Source organism: Ekhidna sp. ABH4_415, from assembly GCF_056161305.1.
On the sequence record NZ_JBSWYW010000010.1, the window covers coordinates 109,603 to 131,891 of the forward strand.

At 42.6% G+C, this 22,289-nt stretch carries 22 protein-coding genes; 9 read left to right on the top strand and 13 right to left on the bottom strand.

Annotated features, from left to right (window positions below; translation table 11 throughout):
* Positions 1 to 2: 2 nt before the first annotated feature.
* From ACXAH9_RS16435 to ACXAH9_RS16475, 9 genes are all read right to left on the bottom strand, one after another.
* Positions 3 to 1,883 (bottom strand): NADH-quinone oxidoreductase subunit 5 family protein, encoded by a 1,881-nt coding sequence (locus ACXAH9_RS16435; protein WP_474895938.1) that lies wholly within the window; start codon positions 1,881 to 1,883, stop codon positions 3 to 5.
* The gene (gene nuoK / locus ACXAH9_RS16440; RefSeq protein WP_474895939.1) at positions 1,880 to 2,191 is read right to left on the bottom strand and encodes an NADH-quinone oxidoreductase subunit NuoK; all 312 of its coding nucleotides are present in this window, start codon (positions 2,189 to 2,191) and stop codon (positions 1,880 to 1,882) included. The genes ACXAH9_RS16435 and nuoK overlap by 4 nt, the downstream gene beginning before the upstream one ends.
* A complete protein-coding gene (locus ACXAH9_RS16445; protein ID WP_474895940.1) occupies positions 2,184 to 2,675 on the bottom strand; it encodes an NADH-quinone oxidoreductase subunit J family protein in 492 nt (163 codons plus the stop codon). The genes nuoK and ACXAH9_RS16445 overlap by 8 nt, the downstream gene beginning before the upstream one ends.
* Positions 2,675 to 3,325, bottom strand: a complete 651-nt coding sequence (locus ACXAH9_RS16450; RefSeq protein WP_474895941.1) for a 4Fe-4S dicluster domain-containing protein — start codon at positions 3,323 to 3,325, stop codon at positions 2,675 to 2,677. Before ACXAH9_RS16450 ends, ACXAH9_RS16445 begins: the two co-directional genes overlap by 1 nt.
* A 4-nt stretch (positions 3,326 to 3,329) precedes the next feature.
* Positions 3,330 to 4,304 (bottom strand): NADH-quinone oxidoreductase subunit NuoH, encoded by a 975-nt coding sequence (nuoH, locus tag ACXAH9_RS16455; protein WP_474895942.1) that lies wholly within the window; start codon positions 4,302 to 4,304, stop codon positions 3,330 to 3,332.
* A gap of 47 nt (positions 4,305 to 4,351) precedes the next feature.
* Positions 4,352 to 4,840: a hypothetical protein gene (locus ACXAH9_RS16460; protein ID WP_474895943.1), complete on the bottom strand. Its 489-nt coding sequence runs from the start codon at positions 4,838 to 4,840 to the stop codon at positions 4,352 to 4,354.
* Between the two features lie 9 nt (positions 4,841 to 4,849).
* The gene (murI, locus tag ACXAH9_RS16465) at positions 4,850 to 5,674 is read right to left on the bottom strand and encodes a glutamate racemase (protein ID WP_474895944.1); all 825 of its coding nucleotides are present in this window, start codon (positions 5,672 to 5,674) and stop codon (positions 4,850 to 4,852) included.
* Positions 5,675 to 5,748: 74 nt separating this feature from the next.
* Positions 5,749 to 6,102 (bottom strand): four helix bundle protein, encoded by a 354-nt coding sequence (locus ACXAH9_RS16470; protein WP_474895945.1) that lies wholly within the window; start codon positions 6,100 to 6,102, stop codon positions 5,749 to 5,751.
* Positions 6,103 to 6,234: 132 nt separating this feature from the next.
* Positions 6,235 to 7,608, bottom strand: a complete 1,374-nt coding sequence (locus ACXAH9_RS16475; protein WP_474895946.1) for a cystathionine beta-synthase — start codon at positions 7,606 to 7,608, stop codon at positions 6,235 to 6,237.
* Positions 7,609 to 7,758: 150 nt separating this feature from the next.
* On the opposite strand from ACXAH9_RS16475, the gene ACXAH9_RS16480 reads away from it, so the two are divergent.
* From ACXAH9_RS16480 to ACXAH9_RS16500, 5 genes are read left to right on the top strand one after another with little or no spacing between them, the layout of a single operon-like run.
* Entirely contained in the window at positions 7,759 to 8,937 is a 1,179-nt protein-coding gene (locus ACXAH9_RS16480) for a T9SS type A sorting domain-containing protein (protein WP_474895947.1), read from the top strand.
* A gap of 41 nt (positions 8,938 to 8,978) precedes the next feature.
* Complete coding sequence (locus ACXAH9_RS16485) at positions 8,979 to 10,328, top strand: M24 family metallopeptidase (RefSeq protein ID WP_474895948.1); 1,350 nt, start codon at positions 8,979 to 8,981, stop codon at positions 10,326 to 10,328.
* Positions 10,325 to 11,143 carry an AraC family transcriptional regulator gene (locus ACXAH9_RS16490; protein WP_474895949.1) on the top strand — a complete coding sequence of 273 codons (819 nt, stop codon included), beginning with the start codon at positions 10,325 to 10,327 and terminating at the stop codon, positions 11,141 to 11,143. Before ACXAH9_RS16485 ends, ACXAH9_RS16490 begins: the two co-directional genes overlap by 4 nt.
* Positions 11,144 to 11,195: 52 nt before the next feature.
* Positions 11,196 to 11,603 carry a DUF1761 domain-containing protein gene (locus ACXAH9_RS16495; RefSeq protein WP_474895950.1) on the top strand — a complete coding sequence of 136 codons (408 nt, stop codon included), beginning with the start codon at positions 11,196 to 11,198 and terminating at the stop codon, positions 11,601 to 11,603.
* A 5-nt stretch (positions 11,604 to 11,608) separates the two neighbouring features.
* Positions 11,609 to 12,574, top strand: coding sequence for a TolB family protein (locus ACXAH9_RS16500; protein ID WP_474895951.1), 966 nt, complete (start codon positions 11,609 to 11,611; stop codon positions 12,572 to 12,574).
* Between the two features lie 77 nt (positions 12,575 to 12,651).
* On the opposite strand, the gene ACXAH9_RS16505 is transcribed toward ACXAH9_RS16500, so the two are convergent.
* Together ACXAH9_RS16505 and ACXAH9_RS16510 are read right to left on the bottom strand one after the other, a co-directional pair.
* Positions 12,652 to 13,059, bottom strand: a complete 408-nt coding sequence (locus ACXAH9_RS16505) for a DUF1761 domain-containing protein (protein ID WP_474895952.1) — start codon at positions 13,057 to 13,059, stop codon at positions 12,652 to 12,654.
* Between the two features lie 240 nt (positions 13,060 to 13,299).
* A complete protein-coding gene (locus tag ACXAH9_RS16510; RefSeq protein WP_474895953.1) occupies positions 13,300 to 14,013 on the bottom strand; it encodes a lysostaphin resistance A-like protein in 714 nt (237 codons plus the stop codon).
* 82 nt (positions 14,014 to 14,095) lie between these two features.
* On the opposite strand from ACXAH9_RS16510, the gene ACXAH9_RS16515 reads away from it, so the two are divergent.
* The gene (locus ACXAH9_RS16515) at positions 14,096 to 16,363 is read left to right on the top strand and encodes an ATP-dependent helicase (protein ID WP_474895954.1); all 2,268 of its coding nucleotides are present in this window, start codon (positions 14,096 to 14,098) and stop codon (positions 16,361 to 16,363) included.
* A gap of 36 nt (positions 16,364 to 16,399) precedes the next feature.
* Positions 16,400 to 18,244 carry a cystathionine beta-synthase gene (locus ACXAH9_RS16520; protein WP_474895955.1) on the top strand — a complete coding sequence of 615 codons (1,845 nt, stop codon included), beginning with the start codon at positions 16,400 to 16,402 and terminating at the stop codon, positions 18,242 to 18,244.
* Between the two features lie 185 nt (positions 18,245 to 18,429).
* Here the strand turns inward: ACXAH9_RS16520 and ACXAH9_RS16525 are convergent, their stop codons facing one another.
* The gene (locus tag ACXAH9_RS16525) at positions 18,430 to 18,852 is read right to left on the bottom strand and encodes a hypothetical protein (RefSeq protein WP_474895956.1); all 423 of its coding nucleotides are present in this window, start codon (positions 18,850 to 18,852) and stop codon (positions 18,430 to 18,432) included.
* A gap of 95 nt (positions 18,853 to 18,947) precedes the next feature.
* On the opposite strand from ACXAH9_RS16525, the gene xerA reads away from it, so the two are divergent.
* Entirely contained in the window at positions 18,948 to 19,829 is an 882-nt protein-coding gene (gene xerA, locus ACXAH9_RS16530) for a site-specific tyrosine recombinase/integron integrase (RefSeq protein ID WP_474895957.1), read from the top strand.
* Between the two features lie 39 nt (positions 19,830 to 19,868).
* Positions 19,869 to 20,765: a hypothetical protein gene (locus ACXAH9_RS16535; RefSeq protein ID WP_474895958.1), complete on the top strand. Its 897-nt coding sequence runs from the start codon at positions 19,869 to 19,871 to the stop codon at positions 20,763 to 20,765.
* Positions 20,766 to 21,631: 866 nt separating this feature from the next.
* On the opposite strand, the gene ACXAH9_RS16540 is transcribed toward ACXAH9_RS16535, so the two are convergent.
* Entirely contained in the window at positions 21,632 to 21,922 is a 291-nt protein-coding gene (locus tag ACXAH9_RS16540; protein ID WP_474895959.1) for a hypothetical protein, read from the bottom strand.
* Between the last annotated feature and the right edge of the window lie 367 nt (positions 21,923 to 22,289).

The following is a 22,289-nucleotide window of genomic DNA, read 5'->3' on the forward strand; positions in this document are numbered from 1 at the left end:
CGTTAAAAAAACAGAATCCAAGATAAAATTAAAATTACACCAACGAGCAACCATGCCAGTTGGGTCTGGGTATCCCTTGAGTTGATTGCGGCGAACCTTTTCCCAATGAACCCTGATAAATGAGCCGCTCCATTTACCGGACCATCTACCGCAAAGCGATCAATCAAAGCGATGGTTTTGGAAAATACAACCGTGCTTACTCCTAGTAAATGAATCGCTCCATCAATCACTTTTTGATCTAACGAATGAAGCTGTTTAGCTGCATAAGATAATCCCACACCAATTCTCTGATAAAGCCAGACCACATAAAACCCATTTAGTGCAGAGGCAAATCGACCAGTTACATCACGATAACTAGTCGCATATGCAGAGTCCGGTTTAAACAGGCCGTAGGATAAAAGTAGCCCGACACCTACCAAAAGTATCGACATGAAAGTAACAATCAAGCTGCCATCACTAAAGTGTTCTTCAATCATCCAATATGAATTAAACCAACTAGCATGGGCCAATGGATTCCAATTAAAAGCAATCCATAAAGATCCCAGTGCTAGGAATATCAGAGGCAACTTTAGCGCATTGCTTTCTACAAAAGAGCTTTTGAGTTCAACTCGGGAGGTGCCATAAAAAACCAATAATACCATTCTGCCTACATACAATGCTGTTAGAAAAGCCGTGATCAAAGCAAAGTCAGGAATAATGTATGCCCAGGTACCCAGCTGATCGGCCCAATTCCATGCAGAAAGGATAATGGCTTCCTTTGACATAAACCCACTAAAGAACGGTAACCCAGCAAGTGCCAGCGAGCAAACCAGAAAAGCTCGAAAAGTCCACGGCAGCTGATTCCTTAAGCCACCCATATTGCGCATATCCTGAGCATCTTCAGTAGATACCTTATGCATAAAATGAATGAGTGCTCCGGCACCCAAAAAAAGTCCAGCTTTGAAAAATGCATGGGTGAATAAATGAAAAATCGATGCGCTGGCGCCACCAACGCCTATTCCCAGAACCATATACCCCAGCTGTGAGATGGTTGAATATGCCAGCACTTTCTTTATATCATGTTGAAACAGGGCACATATGCCACCATAGAAGGCGGTAGCTGCCCCAATCAGCGCAATGATTATGAGTGCGTCCGGGTGAAGAAATGGAGCAACCCTGAACAGCAAATAGACCCCAGCGGCAACCATCGTTGCTGCATGAATGAGTGCTGAAACGGGCGTAGGGCCCACCATCGCTTTCGTTAACCAACCCGAAAATGGCAGTTGTGCTGATTTTCCAAAAGCACCAATGGCGACCAGAATGGATGGGACAAACAACCAGCTAGTGGTCATCGTTGAAATTTGGATTGCCTCTTGAGAATTGAGCATCAAAATACCAGCAAGAAGCGCAACATCTGCAATTCGATTCGTCATGAATGCCAAACGGGCAGAAGACGGAATTCCATCCTTCCGATACCAAAACCCGATCAGGAGGTAAGAGGCAAGCCCCACCAATTCCCAAAAAACAAAAAGTAGAATCAGGTGATCAGCCATTAATAAGCCAATCATTGAAAAAGTGAAGAAGCCTAACTTTGCAAAATATCTGGGCTTCCCATTGTCTTCACGCATGTACTCCAGTGAAAAAATGTGTACCAGCAATGAAATGAGCAATACAAGTGAGATGAGAATGGAAGATGCGCTATCTATCCGAATCGATAAATCGTATCCAGGAAGCCATTCCACCAACCATAAGTAGTCAGCTTTTATTATCGTCAGAAATAATGATGAAACGAACCCGATTCCCATTCCGAGAATTGCATAAAGCTCCCTTTTAAATACAAGGGCTATTAGTCCACCTAACAATGGTAAGAATAACGTCAATATCGTGGCAATGCTCGTACTCATGGATTCCCAAGTTTAGTGAGTTCGTCCAGGTTGGAAGCTTTGGTCTTTCGGTAAATATTGAGCAAAATAGCCAGTGCAATCGACACCTCACAGACAGTGAGTACGACAGCAAAGATGGCAACTACCTGACCTTTCAATTGCGGATCAAATTGGGAAAATGCAGCTAACACAACATTCGCAGCATTGAGCATTAGTTCGACCCCTATGAGTACGAAAATGGCACTTCGTTTCGTCAGTACCACGTAGGTGCCTGCTGAAAATAGAAACGCAGCAAGGTATAAGTAATATATTAAAACCTGCTCACTCATTTGCTGCATTTTTAGCCAGATAAGCCGCTCCTACCAGCGCAACCAACAAAATAAACGCGATCAACTCAAATGCGACAATGTGATCGGTAAGAAATGAAACCCCAATTGATTCAATCTGATCTTGACCTTTTACAGGTTTTGTTCCGAATGATGCCGTTGAAATGAGATAGGAAAGACCGGCAAATAGCCCCAATGATAAAACTCCTCCTATAAATTGGTTATTGGAACCAGACAATACTTTCTCACCACGCAGACGATTCGTCATCATCACTCCGAAAGCCAATAGAATCACAACTCCGCCAGCATAAAGCATAATCTGAACAACGGCCAGTAATTCTGCCATCAAAACAACATAGACTCCAGCAATTCCAATAAGTGCCAGACACAGTGCATATGCAGCATGCACAATGTTCCTGGTAAATAGAATGATCAGCACTCCTGACAGAACTAACAAACCCATAAAAATCTGAATGGCAACAATCATTATTTCTTTTTAGGAATTCGGGGTTTAAAAACAGGTTTTGCTGTTGGCTTCTTCATTACGTCTGCCTCTTTATTCTGAGCCGGGAGCTCAGGCTTTGCCTTCGTTTTCTGTACCTGATAATCTTCAAACTCTTTCTTTTTCTCTGCAATCTCCTGATCAGTCATTTTGCTGAAGGAAAAATTATGATCCAGAATGTCTGTGGTACTAAAATCAAATTCTTTAGTCATAGTGAGACACTCCGTGGGGCAAACCACCGTGCATAATCCACAAAAGCAGCATTTAGACATATCGATATCAAACTTGGCTGCATGGATTCTAAGTGGAGTGCCATCAGAGGTCTGACCAAAAACCTCAGGCGATCTTACCGGCTCAATATCGATGCAGTCTACCGGACAGATTTTGGCACACTTATCACAAACAATGCAGTCATCTATTTCATTGTGAAGCTGATACCTTCCAATATCCGGGATGGGAATTTCTTCATGAGGGTATTGGACAGTGAATGTTCCGTTTGCTTTTTCAAAGTAGTTATTCTCTCCTACCCATTCTTTCTTTCTGGCGAAACGAGCCTGAAAAAAGTACTTGATGGATAGTCTCATTCCCTTCCAGGTGGTCTTAAATCCGGTCGCTATATTTCCTAAATAACTCACTAAATCAGCCAATTATCCATAGTTTCCACATTGCACAGACAAACAACATAACAATAGCCAGCGGGGTTAGATACTTCCATGATAAACTCATGAGCTGATCTACCCTGAGCCGGGGTAATGTCCAACGTACCCACATCTGCACAAAGATCAAAAGCAGAGCTTTGAACAACAACCAGAACGTACCCCAAATAGGTCCATCCAGCATACTGGAAAATGGCGAATTCCACCCACCAAAAAACAGAATTGCAGCCAGAATCGACAAGAGCAACATCATGCCGTATTCTGAAAGCATGAATATCCCCCACCGAAATCCGGAATATTCTGTATGGTACCCACCAATTAGCTCGGACTCTGATTCAGGCAAATCAAAAGGTGTACGGTTAGATTCTGCCAAACCAGATATAAAGAAAATGATGAAAGGAATAATCAATATCGGGTATTGTATAATGTTCCACCCAGCAAATCCTCCTTCCTGCAAAAAACTCATGGTTTGAAGGTTCAGTGTTCCTGTGAGGATAATCACACATAAAACACTCAGCCCTAAAGGCACCTCATAAGAAACGATTTGCGCTACTGAACGCATCGCCCCATATAAGCTGTATTTATTATTTGAAGCCCATCCTGCCATCAATATGCCAAGAACATCAAGCGACACAATAGCAAGCAAAAAGAAAACACCGCTGGAAACTCCTGAGCCGTCAATGGTTGAATTTAGAGGAAGTACCGAAAAGCCTGTAAATACTGCAGCAAATACGATAAACGGTGCAAACAAAAAGGGAATGATATCTATTGCGTTCGCACGAATGTCCTCTTTCTGAAGCATCTTCAGTAGATCCGCAATGGTCTGAAGTGTGCCTTTTGGGCCTACCTCCATTGGCCCCAGCCTGTTTTGAATGAATGCAGCAGTCTTTCGCTCTGCATAAACAGCAAATACGACAAAGATTAAAAGGAAACCCAAATAGATGGCGAATGAAATCACACTCGAATTTACCCCGAAGGGCCTTCTAAGAAAACATTTTGTAAAGTTTATCCTGGCAGCCAACCAACATTGACATCCTCCAGTCGGAGGTAATCAATACTCATGGTTTCAAAAACCACCTTTTTGAGAACCAATGTCACAGTATAAGGTTCACCTTTTTCTTTATTCTTACGCTGCGTCTCATTCACACGTAATTCAACTATTCCACTTAATGCAATTTCAGAAAGCAACTCTTCAGGTCTTTCTCCCATAACATCGTTGCAAAGCGCTGCATGAATGGGCCCTTCAAATTTTTTCCTTGTCACATTTACAACATCTGCTTTTCCAATGGCATATGCCTGAAAGTCCTCTAACTCAATAGCAGACATGTCAACCACTACTGAAACATATTCCTGATTGTCATTTGTCAGCTTATAAATGATAAAGTCTCCACAGCCAACCATGCCTCCTTCATACGGATGCATGGTTTTAGTACTTTTATTCACAGCACAAGCTGATAAAAGGATCGCAATAGAAAGAATAAATAGTCTGTTCATACTGTAAATCTAACCCAATTCATCCCAAATTGGGATTTGTTCGAGGTGTACTTCTTTACCAAAAAACGTTTTCGTTGTATGCTCAAAGGACTCTGTAAAATCAGATACCAAAAACTGATCTGAACCCACGGATTCTTTATTCACCAGCTGGTGATACTCCAGAAAAGACTTAAGTGCTAATGCTACCGTTTCCGCAGAATCTATAATCTCGATTTCTTTGTTTTGTTGAGTGTAATGGGTTCTAATCTCCTCCTTGATGATGGGATAATGCGTACATCCAAGAATCAACGATTTAATTCCTTCCAATAGAGGATCGTTGAGGTATTTCCCAATGATATTTCTGCTAATTTCATCGTTGTAGATTCCCTCTTCTATCATTGGAACAAGTAATGGTGTTGCCAATGAAGTAAACTGAATGTTCTGTTTCAGCTGCTCAATTTTCCTGGCATACACCCCAGCAGAAACGGTTTGTTTAGTCCCTATTAGTCCCACTTTCTCATCCTGATAATTTTCACGAATGAAATCCACTGTGGGATTGATTACATCAAAAACCTTGGCTTTTTTACCTACATACTCAGTTACCAGGTCGTACGCTGCAGAAGAGGCTGAATTACAAGCAATCAGGATCACCTTGCACTTTTGCTTCAATAGCATTTCTGCAATGCGAACCGAATAGGCCTGAATAGCCGCTGTAGACTTATCTCCGTAAGGAAGGTGAGCAGTATCTCCGAAATAAACAATGGACTCACCTGGCAGCACATTCTTCACCGCTTTTGCAACAGTAAGGCCTCCAATGCCACTATCAAAGATTCCGATTGGTTGGTTTGATTTCATACGTTGTTAACCTCCAAGTTTCAAATAATAAACCACAAACAAATTCCAATAATCAATATGCAAAGAACCAAACCTTAACTTGATTTACTAATTATGGCAGATAATATCTTTTTCAACTCAGTTGCTTCATCAAAGTGTGTTTTAATCTCATTAGAAAACTCCCGGTCATTTGTCTCAAGAATCAACCGTAACCAGTACGCACTTTCCTTTGCTTCTTTACGAGCTATTTTTTCTCTAAAAAGAAAGTCCTTCTTACTTAAAGCCTCATTCGCCTCAATATAGTTGGATCCAATTGAGCCCGATGATCGAATTATCTGCTTAACATCTTCAATATTCGCTGTGGTTTTTGGTAATTTCTTCGCTAATAACCGAATTGACTTAGCAAATTGAAATGTTCGCTCTTCTAAATCGTAAACCTTATCAGACATTGAAATTTGGAATTTATTTGAAATTTGACTCTTTGACTTTTGGGATTTGCAGTCAAAAAAACCCCTCAGTAAATCAAACCAAGGGGCTGCAAGTAAAGAGTTAAAATTTAATTTGTGCTAAGCCAAATTTAATTAATTCGTCATGGCTACCAAAAGATCACTTTGAGTGATGATATGAACCTTGTTAGACTCGTCTCTGATCATTAATGCCTTCTTTTCTTTGCTTAGCATGGAGGACATCACATCGATTGGTTCGAGTGACGAAATAAACTGGAATGGTGCTTCCATAATTTCTGATACAGGCTCCTCTTTCAAATTTGGATTTTCCACAAGGCTTCTCAATAACAGGCTGTCTGACACACTACCCACAAAATCATTACCCTTTATTACAGGGGCCTGGTCGATTCCTTTCTGATTCATCAATTTGATCGCCTCTCCTACTTTGGTTGAGTGATCAATGGTCACCAATTCTGATGAACCATTTTTATTCATGATGATATCCTTTGCTGTAGCAAACTTTCGATCCTCCAAGAATCCATGGTCTTTCATCCAGTCGTCGTTGTATACCTTACCCAGGTATCTGGTGCCGTGATCCGGTAAAATGATCACCATCACATCATCCTCTTTAAGATTTTCTTTGGCATACTCCAATGCACCGTGAACAGCTGATCCACACGACCACCCAACAAAAAGCCCCTCTTCCCGAGCAAGCCTTCTCGTCATAATCGCCGCATCTTTATCAGTCACTTTTACTATGTGATCTACCATGTCAAAATCCACATTTTTAGGGAGGATATCTTCGCCAATCCCCTCTGTTAGGTATGGATAAATCTCTTTCTCATCAAACTCACCTGTTTCCTTGTATTTTTTAAATACAGATCCATATGAGTCAAGACCTATTGTAACCACATTTGGATTTTGTTCCTTCAGGTATTTAGAAGTACCACTTATCGTTCCTCCCGTCCCCATGCCAGCAGCATAGTGAGTTATTTTACCATCCGTATCATTCCATATTTCGGGACCAGTGGTTTCATAGTGAGACAGTGCATTAGCCGGGTGGTCGTATTGATTTGGGTAAAAAGAGTTCGGGATATCTTTTTCCAGTTGCTTAGCAACCGAGTAATACGATTTTGGATCGTCTGGCGCCACATTGGTGGGACACACGACTACCTCAGCACCCATCGCGCGAAGGACATCCATTTTTTCCTTACTTTGTTTATCAGCAAGGGTAAAAATGCATTTGTATCCTTTTGAAATAGCTACTAATGCTAACCCCATACCAGTATTCCCTGAAGTTCCTTCGATAATGGTCCCTCCAGGCTTAAGAATTCCCTTTTCTTCAGCATCCTCAATCATTTTCAGGGCGATCCGATCCTTTATTGAGTTGCCTGGATTGAAATATTCAACCTTTACCAGGACCGTGCCTTTTATGCCTTTATTTACACTATTTAGCTTTAAAAGTGGGGTATTTCCTATTCCCTCCGTTAGATTATTTAGATACTTCATTATTAAGTCTTGAGATGAACCGCAAAGGTAGAAAAACGCATTTCAACTTCCTACTTTTCATTTATATCGAAAAAATGCCTGTTTCTAAAAAAAAGAAAACTACTTGCTGTAGCAACTACGTAGATTTTTATAACGTATCGGTCTGATATTATGAACAAGATTTTATACATATTCGGTATTCTGATCAGTACATCCCTTGCAGGACAAACATCATCCCAGTCTGGTCAGTGGACCAATAATTCCAATTGGATTGGTGGATCTTATCCGGGCACCCATACGGTAAATCCAGGTGATGACGATCTAGACTTTAGCAATGAGACTATCTCGGTTGACCATCGAATTACTGTTGGTGCCAATGATGACAGAATCGATATGAATTTTGCCAACTCCAACAATAATGGATCATTAACGATTGAAGACAATGATACACTCATTGTGTATGGTGACTGGAGTTTTGCTAACAAATCCATGGACCTTAACATTGGAAACAATGCAGTTGTCATAGTCATGGGAGATGCCACCTTTGCCAACAAGATGAATGTTGCCACAACCGGGACTCTGATAGTTTCAGGTAACTTCGACAAAGCAGGAAGCCAGGGATCGTACACTGGTGGTGGAGCTGTCTATGCAGGTTCATACTCTGGAAATGCAGATAGTTTTATCCCGGGTGATACGGGAACCGGTGGAGACCAGCAACAAACCATCGATGATTTATCTGATGATGGATTTACAGAGATTGAGGAGTTTGTTTCCAGCGGAGGTACTACGCCGCTTCCGGTAGAATTACTGTATTTTAATGTTCAAAGCAGCTCCGAGGTAATTTTAACCTGGGCCACAGCTACTGAAATCAATAATGACTATTTCTCCATTGAACGATCAGAGGATGGAGTAAATTTTTACGAAATAGGACGAGTTGATGGAAATGGTGATAGCAACTCTGAAATTACATATGAGTTTACAGACAAGTTTGTGCTGGCACCTGTCGAATATTACAGGTTAAAGCAAGTGGATTTTGATGGTCAGTTTGAATATTTCCATGTTAAAAGAGTAGAAACCAACCTGGAAAATGAGCAGGTTCAGATTTGGGCATACCCTACATTGGTGCAAAATGGAAAAGTGTATTTAAGCTCAACACAATCTTTCCAGGTTCAGGAAATATCCATTTACAACCTTAGCGGAGGAGAGTCACAAAATCTTAAGCAGCATACAATTCAGGAAAATCCGCTAAGCTATCTCGTAGACTTGGGTGGCTTGACAAAGGGGTTTTATCTGCTAAGGCTGACTACCTCTGACGGTAACGAATTTTCTTCCAGAGTAATTGTGGAGTGATCCCATGATGATCCTTATCTTTAGTGCCTAAACACTAAAGCATGAGGAAGATTTTCATTCTATTATTATTACCGACTACTACCCTTTTCGCACAAAACCCTTACTTCCCAAAAGTACTATCCATGCGCGAGCGTGCAGAGGTCATCGATCAATGGCTGGAGGAGCGGGTGCAAACCGTACTTCCGGAGGTGATGAGACGATCCGGAATAGATATGTGGATCATCATCGCAAGGGAATATAACGAAGACCCGGTCATCAAAACCATGTTGCCAGCTACCTGGCAATCAGCCAGAAGAACGACCATGCTGATCGCCTATGATCCTGGTGAGGGCAAAGCACTAGAAACATTCGGCATGTCCAGATACAACACCGGAAATCTCTTCGAGACGGTATGGAATAAGGAGGATCAACCGGATCAGTGGAAGGCACTGGCTGATATGATCACCGAAAAAGATCCTAATAAGATTGGAATCAACAAGTCGGAGACATTTGCACTTGCAGATGGTATCTCCTCTACGCATTATGATATGCTGATGGACGTACTTCCCAAGAAATATCAGGAACGGGTTGTAAGTGCTGAGAATGCGGCTATCGGATGGTTGGAAACAAGAACTACCAGCGAAATGATGGTTTACCAGAACATCGTTCGCATGGCGCATCAGATCATTGCCGAAGGATTTTCAGAAAAGGTCATCCAGCCGGGCGTGACCACTACCGACGATGTGGTGTGGTGGTATCGGGATCGCATCCGGGAGCTTGGATTCACGGCATGGTTTCATCCCTCGGTATCTATTCAGCGAGCGGATCCTGAGTCGTTTGATCATCTGAGATCATTCTCCGAACGGCCTGAACAGCAGGTCATTTACCCTGGCGATCTGCTTCATGTAGATTTTGGGATTACATACTTAAGACTCAATACCGATACGCAGCAACATGCCTATGTACTCAAACCCGATGAAAAAGAAGCCCCTGACTTTCTCAGGGCAGCATTTAAGAAAGGCAACAGAGTGCAAGACATCCTTACTTCCAATTTCAAAATCGGAAGAAGCGGGAACGAGATTTTGAAAGCCACTTTAGACCAATGCAATGCAGAGGGATTGAAAGGTGTGATTTACACTCATCCAATCGGGTTTCATGGACATGCTGCCGGACCAACAATCGGTCTTTGGGATCAGCAAGGGGGTGTTCCCGGTAAAGGAGATTACCCATTATATCCCAATACAGCTCATTCCATTGAACTGAATGCTGGTGTATACCTGGAAGAATGGGGCAAAGAAATCCGAATTATGCTGGAAGAAGATGCATTCTTTGATGGAGAAAATGTGAGATATATAGATGGTCGGGCCACTGAGATCATGACAATACCACGAGTTTTGCATCCAAACGAATGAATTTCCACCTTCACATACCGGAGGGACAACTAGCACTGTACATTCAATATATTGCTTATTTTGATGAATACAGTCCTGATCATGAAAAGGAACGCCTGCTCCCGGACGGTTGCCAGACTCTAATCATAGATCTTACGGAGACACCCAAGCGCATTTTCGATAACCTTAACCTGACTGATAAGCAAGTTTGCAAACACTATTGGTTTTCGGGAGCAAGAAATGAGCTCCTCACCATTGATGCAGGTGGAATTAACTCCAGTATGCTTGTGATTAACTTTACATTCACTGGCGCCTATCAGTTTATCCATCATCCCTCAGAGCAAACCAAGAGTCAGGTTATTGCTGCGGATGTGTTTTTTCAGTCCCAAATTCACGCTCTTAGAGATCAATTGTTGAACACTATGGAAGTGGAGACAAAATTCTCCATAACAGAGCACTTTCTAAATCAAAGACTTCTTGACCAAAGTCCACCGGAAGCAATCGTAAAGGCTTCAACGCTGATCGCATCCAATCCACAAACCGGTACGCTTAAGTGGATATCTGATAATAGCGGCTACAGCCAGAAGCACTTCATCGGTTTATTTAAAAAATATGTAGGTCTCACACCCAAAGGTTTTCAGAAAGTGATGCGCTTTCAAAAAGCCATTCACGACCTTGAAGCCATGAAATCCATCAACTGGACCCAGTTGGCACTTGATTGTGGATATTTTGACCAGGCCCACTTCATCAATGAGTTTAAAGCCTTTTCGGGGTTTAACCCGCAACAATACCTGACCGAAAAAGGACCTGACATCAACTATATTCCTGTGAGGTAATTTTTTTCCAATACTTACTTATTCTACTCTCCTACTTTTAACCCAAAAACTCATGGAAGAAATGTACATCAATCATTGGGCAGTAATTGTGGCTGCCATTGCAAACCTGATAGTAGGTGCGATCTGGTATTCCCCGGCGCTATTTTATAATGCCTGGAAAACAGAGAACAACAAAACGGATGATGATTTTAAGGACATCAATGTTGGAAAACTCTATGGAATATCCACCATACTTTCGGTATTCATCTGTTATAACATGGCCTTCTTTTTGGGTGACGCAAACACTGACTGGATTTGGGGGACAACAGCAGGATTTTTAGCAGGGTTTGGCTGGGCTGCCATGATCTTCATCATCATCGCCATGTATGAGCAGAAAACTATCCGATATATATTAATCAATGGTGGCTATATCGTGGTGTATTTCACATTAATTGGATTTATATTGGGAATCTGGAGATAGAAATTATGAAAAATCTAACGTATTTAATTCTGGGGGTCATCCTTTTTTCTTGCGCAAAAAAGGAAGCTGACCAACCATCCAAATCATACCGCATCGCCTATAATGTCTGGACCGATAAGGAAGGTGATAACTATGAGGTATTCACCATGAACCTAGATGGCACTGATGCGCTGAATATCACCAATCTTGATGGTGTAGAATGGACCTACCGAGCCTATAATGATAAGGTACTATACATCTCTGACAAAGACACCTGCCATCGTTGCTACTTCCTGTATGAAACAGATGCTTTTGGAAAAGAACATCGAAAAATCGGTGGTCCGCAACTTCGGGATAGCTGGATGAGCACGCGGAAAGGTGGTGAAGAGATCATTGTAAACCCGAGAGTTGAAGGTGATAGTGCCTTCTTTATTCTCAACAAATCAGGTGAACTGGTTCAGAAAGTGTATACCGGACTTCCCTATTACAGCGATCCGTTCTTCTCGCCGGATGGATCAGAGGTTGTGTTCAGAGGATCTAAAAAGCGATTCAAAGCGAATATTGGCTATCAGGATGAGTTGTATATCGTAGGAGTAGATGGAAGTAATCTTCGTCAACTCACATACTACCCGAAAGACGACACTACCGCGAACTGGTACAGTTACCATGCAGGTCCGCCTTTTTGGGAACCAAACCGTAACATCATTACCTATCATTCGAAACAGCAAGGAGGATCGTACCTGTTTCAGATCAACCCTGATGGGACCGGACAGAAGAAGTTAACTCCGGATTCCATATTAGTGGGTTGGCATTCCTGGTCACCGGATGGTCAACTCATCACATTTGATTCCAACACCGGAGGGAAAAATGGTAAAATGAACTTCGACATCTTCACCATGGAATACGAGACCGGAGCGATCACACAAGTTACGACGGATACGCTTTTTGAGCAGGCGCCTGTGTTTGTGGAGGGTGTTTTTGGATCCCTTTAGGGTATAAAAGGGTTGCGTTGGGTCACCCCCTAACCCCCTTTTTAATAAGAAGGGGGATTTTTTGGGGATTAAGATGATCACATCACAGTCAATATCACTCCCATAAGGGTGAGCAACACAACGAAGTAAAAGCCATTAATGAACCACAACTTGAGTGATGTACGTGAGAACAGCGCATTAACACCCATAGATAAGGCAATAAAGAAGAAGCCAATGTGGAAACCATAGGCCGCCCCCTGCCCGACAGATGGATCGGTATCCCCATGTCCTAAAAAGAGTGCTAGCTGCAGCGCAATGATAAACTCGAGCACGAACGCAGTTCCATAAATTTTCGCCATGTTCGCTTCCTTTAGTTCTTCTTCGGTAAATCCCATTTCAGCCATCCAGGCCTTCCCGAAAAGAGGTCCGTACCAGATACCTCCTACCACAAATGCGGAGACAGTTGCTACCAGCACTGCCAACCAGTTAATTGATGAAAAATCCATAATCGCGTAATGTTAAGTTAGTTTGTTGGATAACAAGATAAGAATATTATACCATTTTGGTCATCTGGATTTCATCAGTAAGCTCACCTATTAATCTTACAGTAACATTTATTTAATGTTGATTAATTTTATCGCTTGCAAAAGTTAAAACACTACTCGCAAGTCACAGAAGTGAAAAAGCCTTTCTTCAGAGCTAGCAATATCATACTTATTTTAGAGGTAACTTTATTTCTTGCCTTTTTAGGCTTTATCGTCCTTAACAGCTTTTTCCACTTTGTTCGTTGAAGGGTTGAATTTCAGGTAGAGAAAAACAATCGCCGGCAACCCTAGCCATTGTAGTATAAACATCGCCAGAGACACCATTCCCTCCAAAGATTTTCCTCCCACTCCTACGAGTAATTGATCTCCAATATTACCCTGCGAAAAGACAATCAGATTAACGGCATTCCATCCTAAATGAAGGGCAAACGGAAGCAACATCGAACCTGTTTTTGCATAGGCATAAGCAAACATCAACCCCCAGGTGCCAGTAAGCAAGAACACAAAAATCATTGGCTGTAGGTTGCCAATAATTCCATAAGAAAACCAATGATAAACGCCGAAGGAAATGGCAGAAATCCAGCAAGCTTTTTTTGCCCCAATTCGTGAGATCAGTACATAAAGAATCGCTCCTCGAAAGATGAACTCCTCAAAAAGGACCGATTTTGTCACATACCAAAAGCTTTGAATGAAGGCATTGAAACTATATGATTCATTCAGCGTCCAATAGCTGCCAGAAGCAATTGCTGTCAATTGATAATACAGCAAGCACATAGTTGAAGCCACTAGTAGACCCAGCCCGAACTCAGCGAGTGATTTTCTAGTAGGTGTTAGCCCTAAAACCTTTAAATCTTTCTTAGCTATATACCGAAGGATCACCCAGGACAGGACCACCTCCACAACAATTCCGATCATAGCTATGCAAGATGTTAAAAATCCACTCCACGTTCATTCCCATTTCAAAAAAAATCTACCCTAAATGAAATAGATTTGCCGTATGGCAGAAGCGAAGGCAGATTACCTGGAACAACTCAATCCCCCCCAACGAGAAGGCGTAGTAAATGTAGAAGGTCCATGCATGATCATTGCAGGTGCAGGATCCGGAAAAACAAGGGTCCTCACCTACCGAATTGCACACCTGATCAAGGCTCATAATGTAGATCCATTCAACATCATGGCGCTCACTTTTACGAATAAAGCCGCACGTGAGATGCAGCATCGGATTGAGCAAATGGTAGGTGCAGAAGCCAAAAATCTCTGGATGGGTACCTTCCACTCAGTTTTTGCAAGAATCCTCAGAGCAGAGGCCGGCAAAATTGGCTACCCCAGCAACTTCACCATCTATGATACGGATGATTCCAAATCACTCATCAAACTGATTGTCAAAGAGTTTAACCTGGATGACAAAGTTTATAAACCGAACATTGTCTATAGCCGGATATCCGGAGCTAAAAACCGGCTGGTCTCCTGGCGAGAATACCTGAACAACCCCATTTACCTGGAGGATGACACTCAAAACATGCGTCCGGAAATGGGGCGTATTTATAAGACCTACTGTGAGCGTTGCTTTGCCGCCGACGCGATGGACTTTGATGACCTGCTCTTCAACACGAACATCCTGTTTCAGGAGCATCCGGATGTGCTGAATAAATACCAACAGCGCTTTCATTATGTGATGATTGACGAGTTTCAGGATACGAACATCTCCCAGTACCTGATTGCGAAGCGATTAGCCGCTGTTCGCCAAAACATCTGTGTGGTGGGTGACGATGCACAGAGTATCTATGCGTTCAGAGGTGCCGACATCCAAAACATCCTAAATTTCGAGCGGGATTATCCGGATTTGAAAATGATCCGACTGGAACAGAACTACCGTTCCACCAAAACGATCGTAAATGCGGCAAACTCCGTCATTGGAAAAAACACCGCGCAGCTAAAAAAGAACGTCTGGACAGACAACCAGGAAGGGGATTTGATCGAGCTGATCAAAGCGACTTCCGATAACGAAGAAGGCAAACTCGTGGCATCTGCGATTTTCGAGACGAAGATGCAAAATCACTGCTCTGAAAAAGAGTTTGCTGTCTTGTATCGCACGAACAGTCAATCACGCGCGATCGAGGAAGCGCTGCGTAGAAATAACATTAAGTACCGCATTGTGGGAGGACTGTCTTTCTACCAACGGAAAGAAATTAAAGACCTCCTCGCCTATTTTAGGTACACGGTAAATCCGAATGACGAAACGGCGATGCGTCGGATCATCAACCTTCCGAAAAGAGGCATTGGACCCGGCACCATTGACAAAATGGTGGTGGCTGCCAACGAGGAAGGCAAAGAGCTATGGGAAATCATGGAAAAAGCCACTTCTTACGTTGGAAACCGCGGGGGAACCCAGGTTGAAAACTTTGTGGCATTGATCAAGTCTTTCCGGCTGACCAATGAAAAGAAAGACGCGTATGATACGGCTGCTCAGATAGCCAAAACCTCCGGCTTACTAAAAGAGCTATATGAGGACAAGACCATCGAGGGGATGAACCGCTACGAAAATACGCAGGAGCTTCTCAATGCGATCAAAGAATTTACGGACGACCCGGACAGGGAAGATAAAAGCCTGGGTGCATTTCTTCAGGATGTGGCATTGCTTACCGACGAGGACCGTAATAAGAAGAATGATGAGGCGGTGACGCTGATGACCATACACATGGCGAAAGGATTGGAGTTTCCTTATGTGTTTATTGTGGGTCTGGAAGAAGAATTGTTCCCCTCACAGATGATGCTAAGCAGCCGAGCAGACCTGGAGGAAGAACGCAGACTCTTTTATGTGGCCATCACGCGAGCAGAGAAGAAGCTCTACCTGACCTATGCGCTGAACCGGTACCGATATGGACGACTTAAAAACTGTGAGCCGAGTCGTTTTTTAGAGGAAGTAGATCCGGAATTCATTAAAGTAAACCGGAAGTTCTCATCTAAAGACCCTGTGTCGCCGGGCATCAATTACGTGACCAAGAACTTTGTTTCCAATATCAAGAAGGAGAACACCACGAAGCGCTTTGCAGCGAAGGTCAATCACAAACCAAGTGCTGACTTTGAGCCAAGTGATACAACCAACCTGGCTGAAGGCATGAAAGTGGAGCATCCAAAGTTCGGTTTTGGAGTAGTCACCAACATTGACGAGCAAGGCGCCAACAAAAAAGCTAAGGTTGATTTTGACAAAGCCGGTGAAAAAACATTGCTACTCAGCTTTGCGAAACTTCGAATACTCGATTAGTGTTTAGAACAATCATTCGATCTCAAAACAACATTTATGAAAGAAAACAACGTGCTGCCGTTTATTGAGAAAGTAGTAAAAAACACACCGTCAGACTGGTTAAACCTTACCACCCACCGTCTGGACATTTACAATGAATCGCTGGCGAAAACTGAATTTATTGAGCAGTTTGAAGATCTATATAACACCGGTAATGCTGATAAAACAAAACTCAGCGAGCTCCCTACAGCCTATGACTACATCCGATTGGGCCATCCCCTATCTTCGGTCCTGGAATGGGCAATTGCTAAAATCAATGGTCTGAACCCCGATCAGGTCATCAGCTTTTCTTCATATACCATACCCATTTTAGCGGTTCTGAGAAAAAACCTGTTTGACAAGAAAAACACCCGAGTGCTTTACACCGGAGAGTTACCGGATTCTTTTGATGCAGAAACGATCAGGAGTGTATATGGCTATAATTTTACAGTAGAACAAGTCGGTAGCATCGATGCGGTTTCTGCATTTGAAGGCAGTACCGTGTTTGTTTCGGATATAGACGAAATAGGGCAGATTGATCTGCATGATGCCATCGATTTCCACATTGGCATATATGCGGATATGGGAAGTATTTTGACGATTAATGGAGAGCAAAATGCTTCGTACACTTCAGCCATTCAGCATGTAAGGAGACGAGAAACCATCGCCATGACCCCTGTCAATTGCTATGATGCATTGAAACAACTCATTGGTGAAACTTCTGCTTCAAGCCATGCACTCAGCCTCGAAGCAGATAAAGCAAAGGTGCTGGAAACGATCAAGGGAATCACGGCAACTCAGACAAAACCACTGTTGGGTTCAAGTGGCCTTTCCGTGCAGTATGCTATCATGATGGGCTTGATCGATGATGCACGTGAAAGATATCCTGAGAAAAACATCAAGTTCATTGTCCCTCCCAACTGCTACGGGGGCACCAACGACCAGGCCAGACGAGTAGCTGCATGCCTGGATCATGTGGAGATACTGGACCTTCCGGTAGATAGGGAGAACAACATGGTGGACAGTACCGAAAGGGTGCTGGAGCAGGTGGCCAAAGCAGATGCCATCCCATTCATCATTGTGGAGATACCCACCAACCCACGAGTGGAGGTGCCGAATCTGGAGAAGCTTCGCGATGCTTTAAACAAAAAACGAAAGACCGCTTCCGGTAATGATGCAATTGATCCGGTATTCATCATTGACCAGACCTTCTGCCCCAATGTGCAATTCCTGAGCGAAGACTGGATCTTCTCATCCATCCGCACCCTTTCGTATGTCAGCGGGTCCAAATTTCCAAGTGGAGGCAAATGCACGGCAGGATATTGTGTAGCCAATGACCGGGCGGCCAACCTGATGGAGAAGATCGAGAAGCATCTGATCCTGTGTGACAATGAAGCGACCGACCTGCAAGTGTCAATCCTGGCAGAGCAGATGCCATCCATGAATCAGCGCATTCAGGATGCGTATGTCAACACCCGTGAGTTTGTGAATTTCATTCAAGAAACACTGCCTGCTGCCAAAATTAATTTCGTTTCAGAGGAGCTGGCTTCACAAGGATTTACCCCGTCGGTATTTTCATTGGATCTTCCAACGAAAGGAGATACCGAAGAAGAACGAGAGACGTATAAGCGCGCATTGAATGACAAGCTGATCCATATGATGATCACGGAGAATCCCAATGACAGCAAGTATTGCGTGAGCTATGGGCAGCTAAAGGGTTGCTACTGGACCATCCCTGCCACTTCTACCCAGGGCACAACCAAAGAATCCGACAAAGATTACATTGCGAGGGTGTCAGTCTCACCGGACTTAGACCTGGAAAAGCACAAAGAGGTGTTTAAAGCGTTTGTAGATCAGCTGTAAGTGCGCTGAGATTTAGGACGCACAACCGCACAAAGCCTTGGGCCCAGACCGGCACTAGCGGGTCGGGCCCTTTTTTTGTCCATGCATTGTCTACCCTTCGATACGCTCCCTTCGGTCACACTCAGGGTGACAGTAATTTCTGACTAAACGACAGGAGAATTATTTATCCCCTCGCAGACTATTCATTAAGAATGATTAAGATATTCCCAGGGATCAAACGACTTCATGTAATCTTGTTGCTGAACGATCAAGACCTTTTGAATCATGATCCCGTGTTCCTGAGAACGCTCCACGATGGGCTTAAATGCATAATCATAACATAAGAAATACAAGTCTGCTGCTTTGCCATATGCACTTGTAAAGTGCCTGAATGAAAACCCCATTTCAGTCAGTACTTCTCTCCTTACGGTAGCCTTACCGGTAGGGCATAATGTTTTCAAAATGGTGCGATTCTTTCGGAGCTGAGCATTGAGCTTCTTTATCGCCTCTTCGTGTGGTTTTCTATTTTGATTATTAAAAGTAGCCCTACACTGATCACTACAAAATTTTTTATCTGAGCGTCCATGCAGCGGTTCTTTGCAATTCAGACATAAATGAGCTTGAAACATAATCGTATTATTATACGGGTATTTTCGTTTATTATCGGATATATCCGTTTATAAATCTAGTTAATTTCTCTAAATCAGTCAGTTTTATCATTCCAATGAAATTAACTCTTGATAAAACTGCTGATGCTTATAAGGCGGCTCTGGGGATGCTGGAGACCAAGATGAAAATGATGCGATACAGTGAATCTACTTTTCGTACGTATCGCTACATGTTTCGGGAGTTTTTGAAGTATACCTATCCAAAAAAGCTGCATCAGATCACTGAAACAGACATATTACTCTTTCAGCGGCAGTTGGTTGTAGAAAGGGAATGCTCACGTGCATATCAAAATCAGTCGATCAATGCGATCAAGTTTTACCTGGAGCAGGTGTTGGGCTGGGACCGGCAGGTTTACGCACTACAGCGACCTAAAAGCAAGCAACGGTTGCCATTAGTATTATCTGAGGAAGAGGTTATACGGTTGTTTGAATGCACGCCAAACCTGAAACATAAGACGATCCTCATGACCATTTACAGTGCCGGCTTGCGCATATCAGAGGCGCTGAACTTAACGATCGGAGACATTGATTCAGATCGGATGCAGATACGCGTTATAAATGGTAAAGGTGATAAAGACCGCCATACCATATTATCCAGGCGATTATTAGCTATTCTTAGGGAGTATTACCTTGAGTATGCGCCAAAGCATTATCTATTCGAGAGCTATGATGGTTCGCAGTATTCGCCAAGTAGCGTAAGAAAATTTCTGCAACGGTCTGTCAAGCGTGCCGGAATCGACAAACCAGTCAAGGTGCACACATTGCGTCATAGTTTTGCCACTCATTTGCTGGAAAAAGGAACCAACCTTCGTTACATTCAGGATCTGCTGGGTCATACCAGTGCGAAGACTACTGAGATCTACACGCATGTGAGTAGCAAAAAACTGAGTGATGTAATAAGTCCATTAGATACTATGGGAGTATATTTGAAAGGTTAATAACAGGAATACTCCTGTTATTAAGTTGTTAGGTTTCATATGCGCATTTTAACAATCATATTATTTTTAATCTGTTTTAAACTGCACAGCCAACAATTCCCAATAGTTGTTGATACGGTTCAGGCTGAGGACGCTATAAAAGCTAAAAAAATGCTTGAAGGTGGCTTTGAACTTATTTCCATTTCGAATAACTATCAAGAATTCAGAATTTCAAATGCCGAACAATTATACAAAGAACATTTCTATCGAAGATATAAGTATGTGGAAAAGTATGGCGAACCTGACGCTACAGATATCCCCAATATTGAGTACGAAGACAGCGTTTATGAAATTCCACCAACTTTACAACCACCACCTCCCCCACTAATACCTGACCCGACAATCAAATACAAATTTGGAAATAGTTTAAAGATCATTGTAGACGTCAGTCAAATTGTAGCAATTTCAGATTATACTGATAATTCTAAAAACCAGATTTATGGAGGAGAAACAGTTCGAGAGATATACGAATCTGAAATAAGTTTCCTTTCTAAGTATTACAAACCATCAGATCATATGGTAAAAGGCTACCCAGTTATGATCCAAAACATCTCTGACTCAATTAAAAGTATAGAAACTCAAGAGGGCTGGATTTACATGATACAGGAGGCAATTGATCCAGATGGCAAATGGAGACCTATTGAATACATAGATTACTCAGTAGTCTGCGGAGCTAGCAAAGGAGCTTCAAAACTCATTCCAGACGAATATCTGATTTCAAAAATCTATAAATACTCAGGAAATTTTAAGACTAAACTAAGAGTTAGATTTTCGACAGATAAAGAAGTGTATTACTCCAATGAGTTTGGTGGATCAATAAACCTTTCCCAATTTGAAATCCCTTCACATTTGCCTGAACAGACAGACAACATTAACGAGCACTTTCTAAAAAATTAAAAACGAAACCTAACATCCTGTATAAATCATGGCTGTTTGTAGGTTATTGCTACTTCTGCTCTTTGTAGATAGCCCGGAAATCCGCAGGCTTGACTTATTGGTGAAAATTAATTTAATAAGCCAATCCTCCGGATTGCCTCGGTAGTTATCTGAAATTTTTATACTTTTAATCAGCCACGAATTTATACAGTGGCGTTATATTCCACTTTCAGAAGGATCTAGCAAAGATGTTAGGAACTGGGATCGTTTATCTTCCATAGTTTTCTTGCATCGCACGGTCAATTAGCTCATCAAACTACTTCTGGCGCACTGCGTACCTGACAGCACCTAACCGCTTGAGTTTTCGAGCATCGGTTCTCTCCTCTCCTATTTCCATAAGATCCTTTGCCAAGAACATCTGATTTCACCTCGTCATTATCCCTCTTACTGTAGCAGCCCGTCAGACGGAGCGCCCGCGTGAGAGCGGCTTTCCATCAGAAAAAGGTTAGTTATCTACCAGGTGACTGCTATCGCGGACTTAGGGTGCAACTGGTGCTCTTGCCAGAACGGAAATTGCAAGATGTAAAACAATGCAGAATATAACAGGCGATAAAGCACATGGCTTTAAATAGTCCTTCGCATATGGCATCATGAGACGCCCGTTCATCTGCCGGCTAAAAGCTCACTTCGCAGAAGTGAAAGTGCGTTGGCCAGGACAGCCTGCCGAGCCGGCGAGGGCCTGTGGGCAGAAGGTTTCAGGCTGTCTTGATTTTTGCTTCTTTTCATCCAAGGAAAAGAAGGAGATAAAATCATTCGGCAGATTTCACTAATTTCAGCTTTTTAAATTACAGGTAAAGCCACATGCTTTATCTAGACGTTGTGGTGCATTAGTCCGTACCAATGAAAACCCCATCTTCTGTAAATGCAGGGTGAAACACAATCCTTTTGCGTTGTTCAGACTTTATTTTTTCCAACTCATTCAACCCATTAGCTATGGCTTGAGCGTTTTGCTTTGCAACTTCAAATGGATGGCAGTAATCGTAACCTCCTTGAGTTGTAAAAAATTGGATGGGTGATTTAATAACCGTTCTGTTCAGGTGAGTTTCACCCTCTACTACTACTAAGAAATACCCATCAGTTTCGTTAATCATTTTCTTTTCAATAATATACCTTTTCATCGTTCTAAGAATTAACGCACGCACCACAACAATAAATAAAATGAATAGCGCAAGGTGCGTGATTGCTTCTATCCAAGTGTAGCTATTGCGCTACTGCATTTTATTAGAGCCGTTATATTCCACTTTCAGAAGGATCTAGCAAAGATTTTAGGAACTGGGATCGTTCATCTTCTATAGCTTTCTTGCATCGCACGGTCAATTAGCTCATCAAACTACTTCTGGCGTACTACGTACCTGACAGCACCTAACCGCTTGAGTTTTCGTGCATCGGTTCTCTCCTCTCCTATTTCCATAAGATCCTTTGCCAAGAACATCTGATTTCACCTCGTCATTATCCCTCTTACTGTAGCAGCCCGTCAGACGGAGC